The organism is Exiguobacterium sp. s127 (assembly GCF_018618695.1).
Classification (GTDB): domain Bacteria; phylum Bacillota; class Bacilli; order Exiguobacteriales; family Exiguobacteriaceae; genus Exiguobacterium_A; species Exiguobacterium_A oxidotolerans.
In genome coordinates, this window is sequence record NZ_JACSMO010000001.1 from 66,584 (window position 1) to 82,007 (window position 15,424).

General features: G+C 49.4%; 14 protein-coding genes. 11 read left to right on the forward strand and 3 right to left on the reverse strand.

Going from position 1 to position 15,424, the window contains the following annotated elements; genetic code table 11:
* Positions 1-19 precede the first annotated feature (19 nt).
* Complete coding sequence (locus tag KNP98_RS00320; RefSeq protein WP_088837893.1) at positions 20-337, forward strand: hypothetical protein; 318 nt, start codon at positions 20-22, stop codon at positions 335-337.
* 61 nt (positions 338-398) lie between these two features.
* Here KNP98_RS00320 and KNP98_RS00325 read toward each other — a convergent pair whose 3' ends face one another.
* The gene (locus KNP98_RS00325) at positions 399-818 is read right to left on the reverse strand and encodes a helix-turn-helix domain-containing protein (RefSeq protein WP_214810528.1); all 420 of its coding nucleotides are present in this window, start codon (positions 816-818) and stop codon (positions 399-401) included.
* 339 nt (positions 819-1,157) lie between these two features.
* Between KNP98_RS00325 and KNP98_RS00330 the strand changes: the two genes are divergently transcribed.
* Together KNP98_RS00330 and KNP98_RS00335 are read left to right on the forward strand one after the other, a co-directional pair.
* Complete coding sequence (locus KNP98_RS00330) at positions 1,158-1,655, forward strand: VanZ family protein (protein ID WP_088837891.1); 498 nt, start codon at positions 1,158-1,160, stop codon at positions 1,653-1,655.
* Between the two features lie 92 nt (positions 1,656-1,747).
* Positions 1,748-2,740, forward strand: a complete 993-nt coding sequence (locus KNP98_RS00335) for an ATP-grasp domain-containing protein (protein WP_214810529.1) — start codon at positions 1,748-1,750, stop codon at positions 2,738-2,740.
* A gap of 330 nt (positions 2,741-3,070) precedes the next feature.
* On the opposite strand, the gene KNP98_RS00340 is transcribed toward KNP98_RS00335, so the two are convergent.
* Together KNP98_RS00340 and KNP98_RS00345 are read right to left on the reverse strand one after the other, a co-directional pair.
* Positions 3,071-3,829: a homing endonuclease associated repeat-containing protein gene (locus tag KNP98_RS00340; RefSeq protein ID WP_088837889.1), complete on the reverse strand. Its 759-nt coding sequence runs from the start codon at positions 3,827-3,829 to the stop codon at positions 3,071-3,073.
* Between the two features lie 31 nt (positions 3,830-3,860).
* Positions 3,861-5,150 (reverse strand): O-antigen ligase family protein, encoded by a 1,290-nt coding sequence (locus KNP98_RS00345; protein ID WP_251135119.1) that lies wholly within the window; start codon positions 5,148-5,150, stop codon positions 3,861-3,863.
* A gap of 334 nt (positions 5,151-5,484) precedes the next feature.
* Here KNP98_RS00345 and KNP98_RS00350 point away from each other — a divergent pair, with 334 nt between their 5' ends.
* The 8 genes from KNP98_RS00350 to KNP98_RS00385 are packed head-to-tail and all read left to right on the forward strand — an operon-like array spanning position 5,485 to position 15,410.
* A complete protein-coding gene (locus tag KNP98_RS00350; RefSeq protein ID WP_251132218.1) occupies positions 5,485-6,126 on the forward strand; it encodes a YveK family protein in 642 nt (213 codons plus the stop codon).
* Positions 6,127-6,147: 21 nt separating this feature from the next.
* Positions 6,148-8,010 (forward strand): polysaccharide biosynthesis protein, encoded by a 1,863-nt coding sequence (locus KNP98_RS00355; protein ID WP_214767045.1) that lies wholly within the window; start codon positions 6,148-6,150, stop codon positions 8,008-8,010.
* Between the two features lie 12 nt (positions 8,011-8,022).
* Positions 8,023-9,285 carry an oligosaccharide flippase family protein gene (locus tag KNP98_RS00360; RefSeq protein ID WP_214767047.1) on the forward strand — a complete coding sequence of 421 codons (1,263 nt, stop codon included), beginning with the start codon at positions 8,023-8,025 and terminating at the stop codon, positions 9,283-9,285.
* A gap of 13 nt (positions 9,286-9,298) precedes the next feature.
* On the forward strand, positions 9,299-10,591 hold the full coding sequence (locus KNP98_RS00365) for a hypothetical protein (RefSeq protein ID WP_088837885.1): 1,293 nt from the start codon (positions 9,299-9,301) through the stop codon (positions 10,589-10,591).
* Positions 10,581-11,618 (forward strand): NAD-dependent epimerase, encoded by a 1,038-nt coding sequence (locus KNP98_RS00370; protein WP_214810530.1) that lies wholly within the window; start codon positions 10,581-10,583, stop codon positions 11,616-11,618. Before KNP98_RS00365 ends, KNP98_RS00370 begins: the two co-directional genes overlap by 11 nt.
* Positions 11,608-12,957, forward strand: coding sequence for a phenylacetate--CoA ligase family protein (locus KNP98_RS00375; RefSeq protein ID WP_214767053.1), 1,350 nt, complete (start codon positions 11,608-11,610; stop codon positions 12,955-12,957). The genes KNP98_RS00370 and KNP98_RS00375 overlap by 11 nt, the downstream gene beginning before the upstream one ends.
* Positions 12,958-12,969: 12 nt before the next feature.
* Positions 12,970-14,313 (forward strand): nucleotide sugar dehydrogenase, encoded by a 1,344-nt coding sequence (locus KNP98_RS00380; protein WP_251132056.1) that lies wholly within the window; start codon positions 12,970-12,972, stop codon positions 14,311-14,313.
* Positions 14,301-15,410 carry a glycosyltransferase family 4 protein gene (locus tag KNP98_RS00385; protein ID WP_214767054.1) on the forward strand — a complete coding sequence of 370 codons (1,110 nt, stop codon included), beginning with the start codon at positions 14,301-14,303 and terminating at the stop codon, positions 15,408-15,410. The genes KNP98_RS00380 and KNP98_RS00385 overlap by 13 nt, the downstream gene beginning before the upstream one ends.
* The last annotated feature ends 14 nt before the right edge of the window (positions 15,411-15,424 follow it).

Sequence of the window (15,424 nt, forward strand, 5' to 3'; positions counted from 1 at the left end):
TTCGGAGGATCAATACGTTATGGATAAAAAAATGGCACAATCACGGACTATACAAGCCAGCTGTTTTGAATTCATCTCTACCTTATTTCCGGAAGAAACGTTTCAATTCATGGAAGAGCAAACCTTTCCGGATGCATTCGGTCAAATCGGCACATATTTGACGTTTAAATCGAAGGAGCGGGAACTAAAATTTAGCTTCGTTGAACAAGCCCACCAAAAGTTCGAGCGGGTTTTTCTTGCGGAAAAGAGTAAAGAGTCTTCTTTTTTTAGTCGTTTGTTAGAAGCCACATATGAAGAGGAAACATTATACATTCATCATATCGTCAAACCGGATTGAACTAAAAAAACACGATGAGAAGTGCACGGGAATAGTTCCTGTCTACTTCTCATCGTGTTTTTTAGACTTCGATTGATTCGAGACCTTGCTGTAGGGCTTGATTGACAGAGGCAGCTATCTCTTCACGGACTTCATGTGATAGTAACCGACCGTTAAAGTAAACTTCATTCGAGAGTGTAAGGTGAACGAGTATATCTTCAAGGACAAGCTTAAAGTCGATTGGTTTCGATGGTTCGAGCGATTGGCTCATAAAATCACTAAGGGTCGGATGCTGGACGTGCTCTGGATCAACCAAATCAATCACAGTCGTGTTGAGGGCGATGGCGAGCCGTTCAAGTGATTGCGTGCTTGGCATCCGTTGTCCGCGTTCATAGGCAGAAATCGAGGTCGTCGATTCACCGCATCGCTCAGCGAGATACTTTTGTGTATACTTGTGCTGTTTTCGTAGTTGCATGATTTTTTTCCCGAGAGCTCGGTTCATGTTATAGGTTGTCAGACGCTCAAGACGTTAGTCAGGAGAGGGACATCCTTCACCTCCTTTTTTAGAATGTAATCGATTTATCGGTAGAGCAGCCAACGATAAAGCTTATGGTCTGTGAAGCTCAACTCCTACTTTTAACGGTACTGCTATAGTACTAAATAACCACTTCGACTATATCGCAAACCTATCAAATGTAAAAAAAAGTTTTTTAGTAATTCAAATTACATAATTATGTAACTAAAAGGGTCTCTAAACAGTAATTGTTCCATCGATTAACTGAGAAATTCAAGAAGAACTCATGGTATTCTAGAAGCGTATTGAATAAGGAGGACGAGTTATATGCGTAAAATTCCTTGGTCCGGTTACATCACCTTGGCTATTCTAATTATTTTATTTATTTCGAGTTCGATGCCGTATGAAGAGCAATCGTTAAAGCCCGGGCTGTCCCGTTATTTTAATTTGGACTTTGTGGAGGCGTTTCGCTTCATCTCATTTGATTATCACGGAGAAGTCAGTGTTGAAGCGCTTGGTGCATCCGGTTTTGTCGAATTCTTTATTCGAAAAGCAGCGCACTTATCGATTTTCATTGTACTCGGATTTGCCTTGGTCGACTTGACCGTTCGCTTGTTGCGTCCCTATGTACTAGCCGGTTTATTCGCCTATACGTTGGCAATCACGATTGCTGTCTTTGATGAATTCCATCAAATTGTAACAGGCGGACGAACCGGGTTGATTCAGGATGTCTTATTAGATGGTACAGGTGCGTTAATTGGTATTGTATTGTATCGATTCATTCGGAGAAAACGTCGAGCGGAGCAACTGATTAGACTGTCTTGAGACTTTTGTCTCAGTTCAACGTTTTTTTGGAAGGAATCTTGTCTAGTAAAAGCGAATCCTTTGGGAACATCATACAAAAAGGAGCGGACAACATGAAGAGACCTCATCTGTTGATTACGAGTGCAGGTCGTCGTGCGAAGCTGGTCGAATACTTCGTTCAGGAGTTTCAGGAGGGGGCGGTCAGCGTGGCAGACTGTAATCCACTTGCACCGGCACTCTATATGACACCGAACCACCATATCGTCCCGAAGATTGATCAGCCGGATTACATCGATCATTTATTAGAATTGTGTCAACGCGAGCAGGTGACGGCATTGTTGTCGTTAATCGACCCTGAACTTGAGTTGCTCGCGACAGCGACGGAACGGTTTGCAGCAATCGGTGTCACGGTCATCGTTTCTCCGCCATCGTCGTGTCTGCTTTGTTTTGATAAGTACGCGATGTTCGAGCACTGTACCTTACAAGGCATCCCGCATGCGAAAACGTATCATGCCCTCACGTCGTTTCGTGAAGCGGTCGCACTCAAGGAAGTTGGTTTTCCAGTCTTCGTCAAGCCACGCAATGGGAGTGCGAGTATCGCCGTAAGACGCGTCGAGACATTAGAAGAAGTCGAACGATTATTTGAACAGAGCCCCGGCTTGATCGTGCAGGAATTTCTTGATGGGCCTGAACTCGGCGTCGATGTCTACGTCGATCTACTGTCTCATGAAGTCACGTCCATCTTCATCAAAGAAAAATTGGCGATGCGAGCCGGAGAGACGGATAAAAGTCGCTCCGTCCTCCGGACCGATGTATTCGAACTCGTCGAGCACGTCCTCGCCGGTTCTGGACTGGTCGGTCCGCTCGATTTCGATATTTTCGATGTCGACGGAACGCTCTACTTATCGGAAATCAATCCCCGCTTCGGCGGCGGGTATCCCCATGCCTATGCATGTGGTGTCAACTTCCCCGCTCAAGTCTGGCGCAATTTATGCGGGCTCGTCAATCAACCGGATATCGGTCACTATCAGGAAAACCTTTACATGATGAAGCACGATACGCTGACGCTCGTATCGGCGGCACAGTTTGAACAAACGAAATACTAAAAAGACGGAGGATGGCTCCTACGTCGTTCCGAAATCTTAGTGATGGAAGCGCGAACTGATTGTATCTCGATATCGCATGTTCACGCGTCATAAGCGTGAGCATGCTGAAAGCGAATCTTTGAGCTGTGCCGTAAGGAAGAAAATTCATGCAGATATTTAAACGCGTGTTCCGTCCCGCATATAAAATAAAACGCCGATGTTTCCGTTTTTCCTACGGAGCCATCGGCGTTTTCGATGCGTCTTTTCTCGTTCCTGATGTCTTGATGCGTCTTTACGTTATACATACGAAAGCTTTGATTTCTTTTGAGCCAGCCCCGTTTTTAAATGGAATTATGAGAGCGAGACACGGGAACGCTTGAGGCACTGAACAGCGGACGTCCAGCTTCCGAAGAGGGCATTGATCGTCGAAGTGCTCGGGACAGATTTTCCTTCAGCCCACTTCCGGTAATGGATGATGCTGAAGGAAGGAAGTTCAGCTTGCGCTTGTTTTAAGGCGCTGAGAACATCTTCTTCGACCCATTTCCGGCGGGGAGGCGCGATATCAAGGCACGCGAGGGCATCGACCCACGAGCCGTATTTTCGGGCAATCGTCGCGACCGTCGGATGCCCATTTTCTTGCGCCCAAATCGAATAGGTTTGGGTCGTCAGACGCGGGAGGACGTCCGATGCTTCGAGGAGCGCATTGATGATGCGTTCTTCCGTCATGCAGACGGAGCGTGTCATCTCGATATGTGCTTCCTCAAGGGCCCGTGACCATGACCCGAAACGAAGGTTGATTAACGTTAAGGAAGGACCCTGTTTCGCTTTCGCCCATTCACGATAACTGTTGCTATGAAACGGATGAAGGCGGTTCGAGGCTTCTTTGATGAACGTCAAGATTTCTTCATCGGAAAAGTAGGGACGAATCGATGAAAGTCCTGCTGCATGCAACGCTTCGCGCCATGAACCGAAGACGTTGATGATCGTCGTGATCGAAGGTACTTCTTTAGTACTGGACCAGCGGGCATATGTTTTAGCGTCTAACGCAGGTGAAGCAAGACTTGCCTCGACCAAACTATCGATAACTTGTTGTTCTGTCCATTTCTTCATGATGTCATACCCCTTTCGTGTCGGTGTTCGTCTAGGTGTGGGTACTGTCTGTTGGTGTGTCGCGACGGAATGTCGCGTATGCGAGTAGATTGAGCCAGATGAAATAAAAGCCGCCCGGTCGAATCAGGATGCTTTCTGTAAACTGAAGCAACAACAACCAGAAGATGAGCAGTAGAAGTGTGAGCGACTCGACGTCGTCAAAACGATAATTCCGAATTAAACGAAACAAGATGAAACTAAAACATAAAACGTAGAGGAGTAACCCGATGATGCCGAACTCATAGAGGAAAACGATCGGCGTACTGTGAAACGTGTAAAGGGTCTCTTCTCCCAATTGCTCAAATAAGCCGGTCGTTGCGGCGCCGAAACCATGACCGACCCAAAAGCGATCTACTGAAGCTGCGAGTCCCGCCTGCCAAAGATCAAGGCGACCATTCAAACTGACTAAATGGAGGAGGAGTCCCGGCTTTAGCGACAGGGCGCCAAACACAATTGCGATTCCGGTGATGTAACAGGCGCTGACCTGAAGACGTAGTCGCCGCGAAGGTAACAATAGAACGGTCGTCAATAAAGTGAGTAGAAAAAAAGAATAAATGCCCGTTTGCGAAGCACTTGCCAACAGCCCTCCGCATATCAATGCCAGCGAAACGCCAAAGAAGAAGAGACGGCGCCAGGCACTCGTCGTGATGGAACGGAGGACCGCAATCCAAGCAATCAATCCACCAGGAACAAGCCAAGCAGCAAATGCGTTCGGATTGTTCGTCAAGCTGGCTAAGCGTAGAAAGCTACCTTGCTCCCCGACATAGAGTTGTGGAAGCGCGATCGGACCAATCCGTAACCACTGCAAGTTGTCGATTGGGATGTAGGATTGTCCAAACGAGACGAGCAGGGCGTAACTCGCTAAAAATAGTGCCTGATAAAAGAGGATGAGAAATAAGAACCGGTGCCAGTGAGTGAAAAGCGGAGAAGAGAGTGATAGGACGATGATCAGAAACATCCATGTCGTCAAAAGAAAGAAGAGTGAAAAAGGTGCATCCGTCGCGGGACGAGAGAAAAACAAGACAGTGTGTAATGTCAAATAACTCAAAAAGACGAGGATGAGTCGATGCGAACGAGACCGAAACGGAAAGTATAACGGACGGGACACGATATAAAAAATGAGAAAGAGTAACGGGTATAAAAAGACGGTCACGACGTTCCAATGCTCCGGTAAGACTTCATCCGTAAAGCGTAACGGACGCGTCCACAAATCAATCGTCACAAATAGCAATAGGATGAATAAGGCAATTGACTCGGGTATATTGACGGATTTTAACATCATTTCTAAAGTCTATCCACCCTTCATATAGGACTTATTACCGATTATGTGACTTTTTAATCATCAAATTGGTATTTACCCGTAAATAAACGATATTTATGCGGATAAGATGAATGTTTTTGAAGGAACGACGATTATTTTTCTGTGAATCGTCTTTTTTTCGTGAAACGATATTTTTCGATGATGTAATGATACGCATGCACAACGACTACTGAAAAAAAACTAATCATTTCCACCAAGCTCTAATTGTTTTGGTAGTCGTTTGGAAATAAGGTGAAGTCATAACCAATGACCCTCCGACGTTCAAGGTAAGAAAGGGGTGAACCATGTGAATACCATGCATCAAAAAAGAACATTTGCAGACCACTTGATGACATTGAAAAAGGGCTGGTGGATCCTCATCGTCTGTGCCATCTTGTTTGCGGGTGCCGGTTACCTGATCAGCACGTACGTCATTAAACCTACGTATGAAGCAACAGCTTACATCCTCGTCGTACCGCAAAAGAGTAGTGACACGACTTCCTCGACGTCACTCGTCAGTACCTATCAAGATATTCTTCGGAGTCCGGAAGTCGTCGATCAAGTCGCCCAAAAGATGGGTGTGACCGATAAGCGTCTATTCGATTTAACCGATCGCTTGACGGTGTCGAGTAACCTTGATTCTCAAGTCATCGCCTTATCCATTACAGATGGATCAGCTGAACAAGCTGCCATCCAAGCGAACACGATGACAGAAGTGTTCCAAGATTACCTGCCTCAGTTGATTGATACGAGCAGTACGGAAGTTTTCTCGACGGCACGGATTCCGACGAAACCGATGTCTCCGAACATCTTGATGAACACGGCAATCGGCGGTGTACTCGGGTTGATGTTCGGCTTACTGATCGTCTATTCCCGTGTACTAGGAAAGAAGTCAGCAACTGAATCAACGAAAGATGATGCATCCTATCCACAAGCCGTCAGCCGTCCACACTCATGATTCGGGGAAGGAGGAGCAGTCATGCAAGCACCACCATTGCATCAGTATCGTCGCCATATGAAAATCGGACTTTTACGCGGGGTCGACGCACTGATCATCGCCGCCGCAACCGTCGTCACCTTCTACTTCTTCAATCCCCTTCACCTGACCGTCCAGTTCGATTTACGGAATGCGATTGAAATCGCATTGATTCAATGGGTCGCCCTAACACTCGTCGCCCACTGGATGCGCTTTTATCAAATCGTTTGGCGTTATGCGAGTCTGAGGGATTTAGGTGTCCTCCTGTTTGTCGTCGTCGCCAGCAGCTTTGTCTTACTCGGACTCGAGTATGCCTTGTTCGACTTCGCCGTCGAGCGCGCCGTCTTCCTGCAAACGGGACTTGTCCTGAACGGTATCTTGTTTGTCCGCTTAGCGATTCGCGGACGGACGCTTCAACTGAAACGGGACCGGACGCTCGGTAAACGTACGTTAATCATCGGTGCCGGAGCTTCCGGACAGATGATTACGAAAGAGTTAAAGCAGAAAAAAGCGCACATCTTGAACGTCGTTGGTTTACTCGACGACCTCGCAGAACTCAAAGGGATGCGCATCCACGGCGTCCCCGTCATCGGAACGATCGAGCAACTCGAATTCATCATCGAAGAACAGAAAATCGAAGCGGTCGTGCTCGCGATTCCTTCCTTATCCTACACGGAGCGGGTCGCTTTACTCAATCGCATCAAACAGACAAAGGTCGAAGCCCACACGTTACCGATGCTCGTCGAACTGGCGTCAGGAAAAGTATCAATCAATCAAATCCGCGAAGTCTCCATCGCTGACTTGCTCGGTCGTGAACCGGTCGAACTCGACATCACGGAAATCGAACGAAGCGTCAGCGGGGCGACCGTCCTCGTGACGGGAGCCGGTGGATCGATTGGCTCAGAGATTTGTCGCCAGTTGATTAAATTTAAGCCCGACCGGCTCATCCTCCTCGGACATGGCGAGAACAGCATCTACTTGATTCGCCGGGAGCTCGAATGTATGACCGATGGTACGGTCCTTCATTCCGTCATCGCGGACGTTCAGGATTTAGAACGACTGAATGAAGTCATGGGACGGTTCGAACCAGATCTCGTCTATCATGCGGCAGCCCATAAGCACGTCCCGTTGATGGAAGATAATCCACGCGAAGCTGTCAAAAATAATATTTACGGGACACGCAACGTCGCGCTCGCGGCGGAAGCAGCACACGTCAAACGATTCGTCATGATCTCGACCGATAAGGCCGTCAATCCGACGAGCGTGATGGGGGCGACAAAACGGATTGCCGAGATGGTCATCCAGCAAATCGCCCGCAACAGTGAAACGACGTTCGCCGTCGTCCGTTTCGGAAATGTACTCGGCAGCCGTGGTTCCGTCATCCCGCTCTTCAAGGAACAAATCGCAAAAGGCGGACCGATCACCGTGACGGACCCGGCGATGACCCGGTACTTCATGACGATTCCGGAAGCGAGTCGGCTCGTCATCCAAGCAAGCGTCCTCGCAAGCGGAGGAGAAGTCTTCGTCCTCGACATGGGAAAACCGGTCAACATCACGACGCTTGCGAAAAATTTGATTCACTTGAGCGGTTTTACGGAAGAACAGATTCGAATCGTCTACAGTGGCATACGAAAAGGCGAGAAGCTTTATGAGGAGTTACTCGCAGAAGAAGAAGTCCATGAGGAACGGGTTTTCGAGAAAATTCTAGTTGGGAAGACCCGGCCCTTCGGCTCCGTCGAACCGTATCTTCGGGAAATCAATCGTTGCCTCGACGATGAAGAGGCGCTTCGGACGTACCTGCTCGGTGCGACGAATGACAGCCGCCCGGTCGCGATGCCAGAAGTCGTCCGGATCGCGCGAGAATGAGAGGTGAGATAAATGAAAGCACCGCGGCAGTTATCACGCTTTAACTTGATTTTCATTGCCGATACGGCCTATTCCTTACACCAATGGATGATTTTGACGCTCTTAATCAAATGGAGCACGCCACTCAACATCGGTTATTTCAATTACGCTCTCGCCTTGACGGCACCGATTGTCATGTTCTGTTGGCTCAATGCCAGCACGATTTTGACGGCGGAACGGGCCGGGCTGAAGAACTTCACGCTTTTCATCAAAACACGGTTCTTCCTCTTGACGCTCGGTGTGTTCGTCTTACTGATCGTCTATTATTTCTTCGGTAAAGCGGATATCTTACTGTTGACGTTACTCGTTTATCTCAATAAATACATGGAATCGTTCGCCGATCTCTCGTACGGCTTCCTCCAAGGACACATGGCGTTCAAAGAAGTCGCCTTATCGAAGATTTTCAGAAGTCTGATCAACGTCTCGGGTGCAGCCTTGATTCTCTTTACGACCCATTCGATTCACGGATTCGTCCTCGCGATGATTGCTGGGAACTTAATCATGCTGATCATCTACGATTTACCGACCGTCCGCCGGATTGGACAAGGGTTTGAAAATATCACGATGAGCGATCGCTACCAAACGGGCCGGCAATTGTTTTTCAAGGCCGTCCCGCTTGGATTTGTTGCCTTACTCGTTGCCTTGAATGCCAACATCCCGCGTCTCTTCGTCGGTCAAACCATCGGGACGGAAGAACTCGGTTACTACGCGAGTATCGCTTACTTACTCGTTTTAGGTAGCTTGTTCATCCACTCGCTCGTCGCCGTGCTCTTACCGAATTTTTCGTCAGAGACGGGCGAACGACAAAGTCTCCCGGCACTCCGAAAGCTGACACGCTCGATGCTGCTGATGACAAACGCGGTCGGTGTCCTGTTGATCATCGGTGCCATCTTCTTCGGAAAGTGGGGGTTGACGATTTTCTACAATGCTTCATTCGTGCAGTACCATACGATTTTCGTCTTGATGATGGTCGCTTCGCTCTTTTTCTATAATTCGACCGTCATCCAAGCGTTACTAACGGGATTCCAGCAATTTCGCATCCAGACGCTTGCGATTTTCGGAAGTGTCGCCGTCAATCTGATTGCCTGCAGTTTCTTGATTCCACTGTATGGGTTATACGGTGCGACGACGGCTTATGCGTTATGCGCCGTCACGCAAATCGTCTTGTTGGTGCCAGCGCTCTACCGGGCGCTCTATCCGCGGAACTTGCCGCTCGCGATTGAACAAAGTAGCTAAAGGAGGGAAAAAGATGCGGCCAATCCTCATTCTGCTGATCATCGAAGCATTGCTCAGTCAACTGTTGCGGCCGCTCTTTTCGACACCGGAAAGTTATATCACGTTGATGCTAGTCGGCAATTCCATCTTGATGCTCTGGTATTTGCTCAAAAACTCGGAGACGACGCCATTATTTCTCGTCTTCGTCACCGCCTTCATCGTGCGTCTCGGATTGATGTTCGTCGATCTTGAGCTGTTTCGGCTCCCGCCACACAGTGGGGATGATACGGAGGCGTTCCATCTCGAAGGGCTGCAAATCTATCTCGATCCAGCGATGTTCAACGAAGTCGTTCGCGGAAGTTACTCGAAGTTCCTCGGCATCTTCTATCTTGCATTCGGACCTGAACGGATCTTGGCACAATACTTTAACGTCATCCTCGGCGTCGTCGCCGTCGTCATTCTCGCGAAAACGCTTCGGCTGCTCGGTCTGCCGATGCGGGTCGTGTTCCTGTCGACGCTGTTATTTGCCTTCTTCGCCCAAGGATTGTTGCTTTCGCCGATCCTGTTACGCGATCAACTCGTCGCACTCGGTATTGTCTATACGCTCTATTACATGGTGCGCTGGACGATGGATAAGTCGGGTACTTCCTTGGCACTGGCCTACCTCGCTTACTTCGTCAGTACGATTTTCCATTCCGGTCTCGCGATTGGAATCGTCGTCTTATTGGTTTATTTCTCCTTTTATAATCATGCGACCGGTCGGATGGATTTCGAAGCTTCCAAAGTACAGCGGTTGGTCATGCAAGTCCTGATCGTCGGCTTCATCGTCTACAGTTTTCAGGATGTCTTGTTCGCAAAATTCACACACGTCTCGGAAAACGGTCAATTGTTTAGCGGGATGAGTTATGACCGTGGTGGATCGGCTTACTTGAACGGGTTGACTGTCACGGGACCACTTGACATGATTCTCTATTCACCGCTCCGGATGATTTATTTCCTCTTCTCACCGTTCCCGTGGCAATGGTCCAGTGTGACGAACATCGCCATCTTCTTCTTCGACGCCGCCGTTTATCTCCTGCTGTTCGCACTGACAATCCGGCACTTCCGCTATTTGAAACACCATCCTTACGCTGCTGTTTTATTGTTCATGTTGCTCCTCTTCATCGTCAATGCACTCATCTTTGGTCTTGGGACAGGAAACGTCGGAACGGCAATCCGTCACCGCTACAAATTATTTCCGATGCTCCTGATCGTCTACACATCGATTCATTATATTCGCTACCAGGCGCTTCACCACTTTGAGGAGGTCGAACAACGTGCAGAATAAAACGATTTTAATCACCGGTATCGCAGGGTTTATCGGGTTTCATGCCGCTCGTCGATTTTTAGCGGAAGGGTACCGTGTCATCGGACTCGACGAAGTCAACAATTACTACGACCCGGCGTTGAAAGAGGCGCGCTTAGTCGAACTCGATCCGAGACGCTATACCTTTTATCGTGTATCGCTCGAGGATACAGCAGCCGTCGACGCCATCTTCGCGAAGGAACAGATTGATCTCGTGCTTCATCTCGCAGCACAAGCGGGTGTCCGCTACAGCATCGATCGACCGGACGTCTATATCACATCGAACATCGTCGGCTTCCTGTCGATTCTCGAAGCCTGTCGTCATCATCCGGTCGAACAACTCGTCTATGCCTCTTCCAGTTCCGTTTACGGCTCGAACACGAAGATGCCTTTCGCCGTGACGGACGCGGTCGACCATCCGCTCAGTCTCTATGCCGCTTCCAAAAAAGCGAACGAGTTGATGGCCCACACCTACAGCAGTCTATACGGCATCAAAACGACGGGGCTTCGATTCTTCAGCGTCTATGGTCCGTGGGGACGCCCGGATATGGCGTTGTTCAAATTCACGGAAGCAATCGCGAACGGTCAACCGATCGATTTATACAACTACGGTGAGATGGGACGCGACTTCACCTATGTCGACGACATCATCGAGAGCATCTATCGGTTGTTACAGACAGAGCCGGTCGCTGATCCGTCCTTTGATAAAGCGGCGCCACAGCCAGACCGGAGCTTCGTTCCATACCGGGTCTTCAACATCGGCAGTCACAGTCCGATCCGCCTGAACGAATTCGTCGCCTTGATCGAACGGCGGCTCGGGAAGACGGCGATCAAACATGGTATGCCGCTCCAGGCAGGAGACGTCCCGGAAAGCTTCGCTGACGTCACGTCGTTATTCGAGACGATCGGTTACCGGCCACGGACGACGGTCGAAGCTGGCGTCAATGCATTCATCGATTGGTATGAACGTCATTACCAGCTGAAGGAGGAGGTCCAAGATGGCGCTTAAGGAAGATCTTTATTATAAGTCTCCGATATTTATTCAGAATATTTTGACATCCATTTATGGCAAAAAGCTGATGCATGAACGGTACGGGGCCCGTTATGAACAAAAACTGATGCAATTACGCGAAAAAGACCGGTCGCTTGACTATCGCGTCGAACAACTTGAACGTTTGAATGCGTTTCTCTTGTTCGTGCACCAGCATACCCCGTACTACCGGGAGCTGTTTCGACAGCTCGACATAAAACTTCCGCTGACGTCACTCGATCAGTTGGCGCTGATTCCGGTCCTTGAAAAAGAAACGTTACGGCAGCAAAACGACGAATTCATGTCGGAAGTCGACGCGCCTGTCCGAGGACGGACAGGCGGAACGAGCGGGAAGTCACTCCAGGTTGCTTTCATGCGCGAGGACATTCAAGAACGAATGGCACATCTCGATTACTTTAAGGAACAGCACGGGTTTTACGGCGGGATGCCACGGGCTAGTTTCACAGGACGGACCTTGACGGCAGTCGATCAGAAAAAGCCGATCTTTTGGCGGATGAATCGTCCGCTCAATCAATTGCTGCTCTCGATTTTTCATATGAAAGAAGAAAACTTTCCCGCCTATATCGAGGAATTGAATCGTTTCCGACCAGTCGCATTAGACGGGACGCCGACGGCGATGGTCGAAATCGCCCGTTATTTACTCAAAAATAAGATTCGACTCGATTTCAAAATCGTTGCCATCTTTCCGACGTCAGAAACAGTGACAGAAGAAATGCGATCGATTCTTGAGGAGGCATTCGTCGCACCAGTCTTCGATCAATACGGTTCGTCAGAAGGCGCTCCGATCATTTCTGAATGCACGCACCGGAAGCTGCACCTGCATCACGAAACAGGCATCATCGAACCATACGGACCGGATGGTGAAGTCGTCGTGACGTGTTTTACGACACGCGGGACCCCGCTGATCCGTTACCGGATTGGTGACCGCATGACCCTCAGTCATGAGACGTGTGGATGTGGATTGAACGGACCGGTCATCGCCTCGATAGACGGACGGGGGACAAGTTTCATCGTCAGTGAGAAGCGGGGGAAAGTCTTTGAAGGTGATATTACGACAATTGCCCGCGAATTACCAAACTCGGTCTTACGACTTCAAGTCGAACAATACGCATTCAATCGTGTCACACTGCGTTACATTCCAGACAATCAGCGTTTCCAACCGAAACATGAAAAGATTTTATTGAACGAGATGCGCAAATTGCTTGGACCGGATATGTTGATTACGCTCGAGTCCGTCGAACAAGTTAAACAAGAACCGAATGGAAAAACATTGATCATCAAACAGTCGATGAAATAGGAGGAGTCCATCATGAATAAGGCAGTCAAACACATCACAGATACGACAGCAGCCGAAACACGATCACTTCCCATCGCCAACCGTTCAATTGCCGTCGTCGGCCTCGGCTACGTCGGTCTCCCGGTCGCCATCGCTTTCGGTGAAAAGACAGGTGTCGTCGGTTTTGACATTAAAGAACAGCGCATCCAGGAACTTCGTGAAGGAGTCGATGCGACGCTCGAACTGACACCGTTCACTTTAAAAAATGCGGACGTCAATTATGTAACGGATGCTGCGGCACTTCAAGCGAGTGACTTCATCATCGTCGCCGTACCGACACCGATCAATGCTCAAAATCAACCGGACTTGACGCCGCTCTTACGGGCGTCACAACTTGTCGGGCGCCAGCTGAATAAAGGCGACATCGTCGTCTACGAGTCGACCGTCTATCCGGGGGCGACGGAAGAAGATTGTATCCCGGTCCTTGAGGAATCTTCGGGTCTTAAAGCAGGCGTCGACTTCTTCGTCGGTTACTCACCGGAACGGATCAATCCGGGGGATCATGAACATACGTTCAAGACCATTAAAAAAATCGTTTCAGCACAGGATAAAAAAACGCTCGATGTTGTCGCAGAAGTGTACGAAGCCGTCGTCGAGGCGGGGGTCCACCGGGCATCATCGATCAAAGTCGCGGAAGCGGCAAAAATCATCGAAAACACGCAGCGTGACTTAAACATCGCCTTGATGAACGAACTTGCCATCATCTTCGACCGGATGGACATCGATACGCTCGAGGTCCTCGAAGCAGCAGGGACGAAGTGGAACTTCCTTCCGTTTCGACCAGGTCTCGTCGGAGGACACTGCATCGGGGTCGATCCGTTCTACTTGACGATGAAGGCTGAATCGCTCGGTTATCATCCGGAAGTCATCCTTGCCGGGCGACGCATCAACGATACGATGGGGCGCTTCATTGCGACGTCACTCGTCAAAAATCTAATCAAACAAAACATGCCGGTCCTCGGCGCACGCGTCACTGTCCTCGGTCTTTCATTCAAGGAAAACGTCAGTGACATCCGGAATTCGAAAGTCGCGAATTTAATCAAGGAAATCGAAGAATTCGGAATTGAAGTCCAAGTGACCGATCGCCTTGTCTCGAAGGATGAAGCGAAACGCGAATACGGGATTGATCTGCTCGACATGACAGAGCTTAAACCAGCCGACGTCGTCATCTTCGCCGTCAGTCATGAAGAGTACGTCGAAGGAAACTGGCTACTCGCGAAACACTTACTCAAAGTGGGGCGTGGTGTCGTCGTCGACATCAAAGGGATGCTCGCACCAGCTGAAAAACCGGAAGGGGTGCACTTATGGCGTCTTTAAGAATTCTCCAAGTTTGCGCGCTTGATACGACAGCTGAAACGATGCTGCAACCGTTACTGCTTGCGCTGCGCGACGCAGGGCATGATGTCGGGATTGCTTGTGCCGACACGGGAGCCTCTGACAAGCTGGCAGCACAAGGCTTTGCGATGCATGACATTCCAATCGAACGGAAAATTGACTGGACGAGTAATTGGAAGACTGTCCGCTCGATCGTTCACATTTTAAAGACGGGTCGCTATGACGCCGTCCATGTCCACACACCGGTCGCGGCAGCGCTCGGACGGGTCGCAGCGAAACGAGCGGGGACGAAGCATATCGTCTACACGGCACATGGCTTTTACTTTCATGAAAAGATGGGACGGGTGACGTATCAATTGACCTATTCCGTCGAAAAATGGCTCGCCCGTTTCGCGACGGATTACCTCCTGCTCCAAAGCGGGGAAGATTATGAACTGGCAAACCGGAAACGTTTTAAGGCGACGAAACGGTTGATGCATTTAGGGAACGGTATCGATTTGACCCGATTCTATCCACAGGCGCGGCAAGGAAACGAAGCTTTCACCTTCCTGTTCATCGGACGGATCGTCGAGGAAAAAGGAGTGCTCGAACTTCTGAATGCTTTTGAAAACGTCGTGTCGCAAGACCCGGATGTCCGCTTGATCATCGCCGGTGAAATGATGGAGAGCGAACGGGATCAAACGACGAAACATCGTTTCCTCGAACGTCTACGCGAGATTCCGAATATCGAGTATCGAGGGTTCGTTGAAGATGTGCCACGACTTTTACAACAAGTCGATGCCTTCGTCCTGCCATCGCACCGAGAAGGGGTCCCGCGCTCAATCATCGAGGCGATGGCGACGGCGAAACCGGTCATCGCAACGAACATCCGCGGCTGCCGGGAAGAAGTCATCGATGGCACGACCGGTTATTTAGTCGAAGTCCATGACGAAACGCAGTTGGCAGCAAGAATGAGTGATCTTGTCAAACACCCGCAACAGGCGTCAGAGATGGGACGGGCCGGATTCGAACGGGCAATGAAACATTTTAACGAAGCTGATGTCATCAAACGACAACTCGATCTCTTTTCGACTATGTAAAAGGAGGAAGTCAT

Excerpts from the sequence above, each read along its gene's own strand:
- KNP98_RS00385 (WP_214767054.1), top strand. The coding sequence starts at position 14,301 with ATGGCGTCTTTAAGAATTCTCCAAGTTTGCGCGCTTGATACGACAGCT.
- KNP98_RS00320 (WP_088837893.1), top strand. The coding sequence starts at position 20 with ATGGATAAAAAAATGGCACAATCACGGACTATACAAGCCAGCTGTTTT.
- KNP98_RS00340 (WP_088837889.1), bottom strand. The coding sequence starts at position 3,829 with ATGAAGAAATGGACAGAACAACAAGTTATCGATAGTTTGGTCGAGGCA.
- KNP98_RS00330 (WP_088837891.1), top strand. The coding sequence starts at position 1,158 with ATGCGTAAAATTCCTTGGTCCGGTTACATCACCTTGGCTATTCTAATT.
- KNP98_RS00350 (WP_251132218.1), top strand. The coding sequence starts at position 5,485 with ATGCATCAAAAAAGAACATTTGCAGACCACTTGATGACATTGAAAAAG.
- KNP98_RS00365 (WP_088837885.1), top strand. The coding sequence starts at position 9,299 with ATGCGGCCAATCCTCATTCTGCTGATCATCGAAGCATTGCTCAGTCAA.
- KNP98_RS00375 (WP_214767053.1), top strand. The coding sequence starts at position 11,608 with ATGGCGCTTAAGGAAGATCTTTATTATAAGTCTCCGATATTTATTCAG.
- KNP98_RS00355 (WP_214767045.1), top strand. The coding sequence starts at position 6,148 with ATGCAAGCACCACCATTGCATCAGTATCGTCGCCATATGAAAATCGGA.
- KNP98_RS00380 (WP_251132056.1), top strand. The coding sequence starts at position 12,970 with ATGAATAAGGCAGTCAAACACATCACAGATACGACAGCAGCCGAAACA.
- KNP98_RS00345 (WP_251135119.1), bottom strand. The coding sequence starts at position 5,150 with ATGATGTTAAAATCCGTCAATATACCCGAGTCAATTGCCTTATTCATC.
- KNP98_RS00335 (WP_214810529.1), top strand. The coding sequence starts at position 1,748 with ATGAAGAGACCTCATCTGTTGATTACGAGTGCAGGTCGTCGTGCGAAG.
- KNP98_RS00325 (WP_214810528.1), bottom strand. The coding sequence starts at position 818 with ATGAACCGAGCTCTCGGGAAAAAAATCATGCAACTACGAAAACAGCAC.
- KNP98_RS00360 (WP_214767047.1), top strand. The coding sequence starts at position 8,023 with ATGAAAGCACCGCGGCAGTTATCACGCTTTAACTTGATTTTCATTGCC.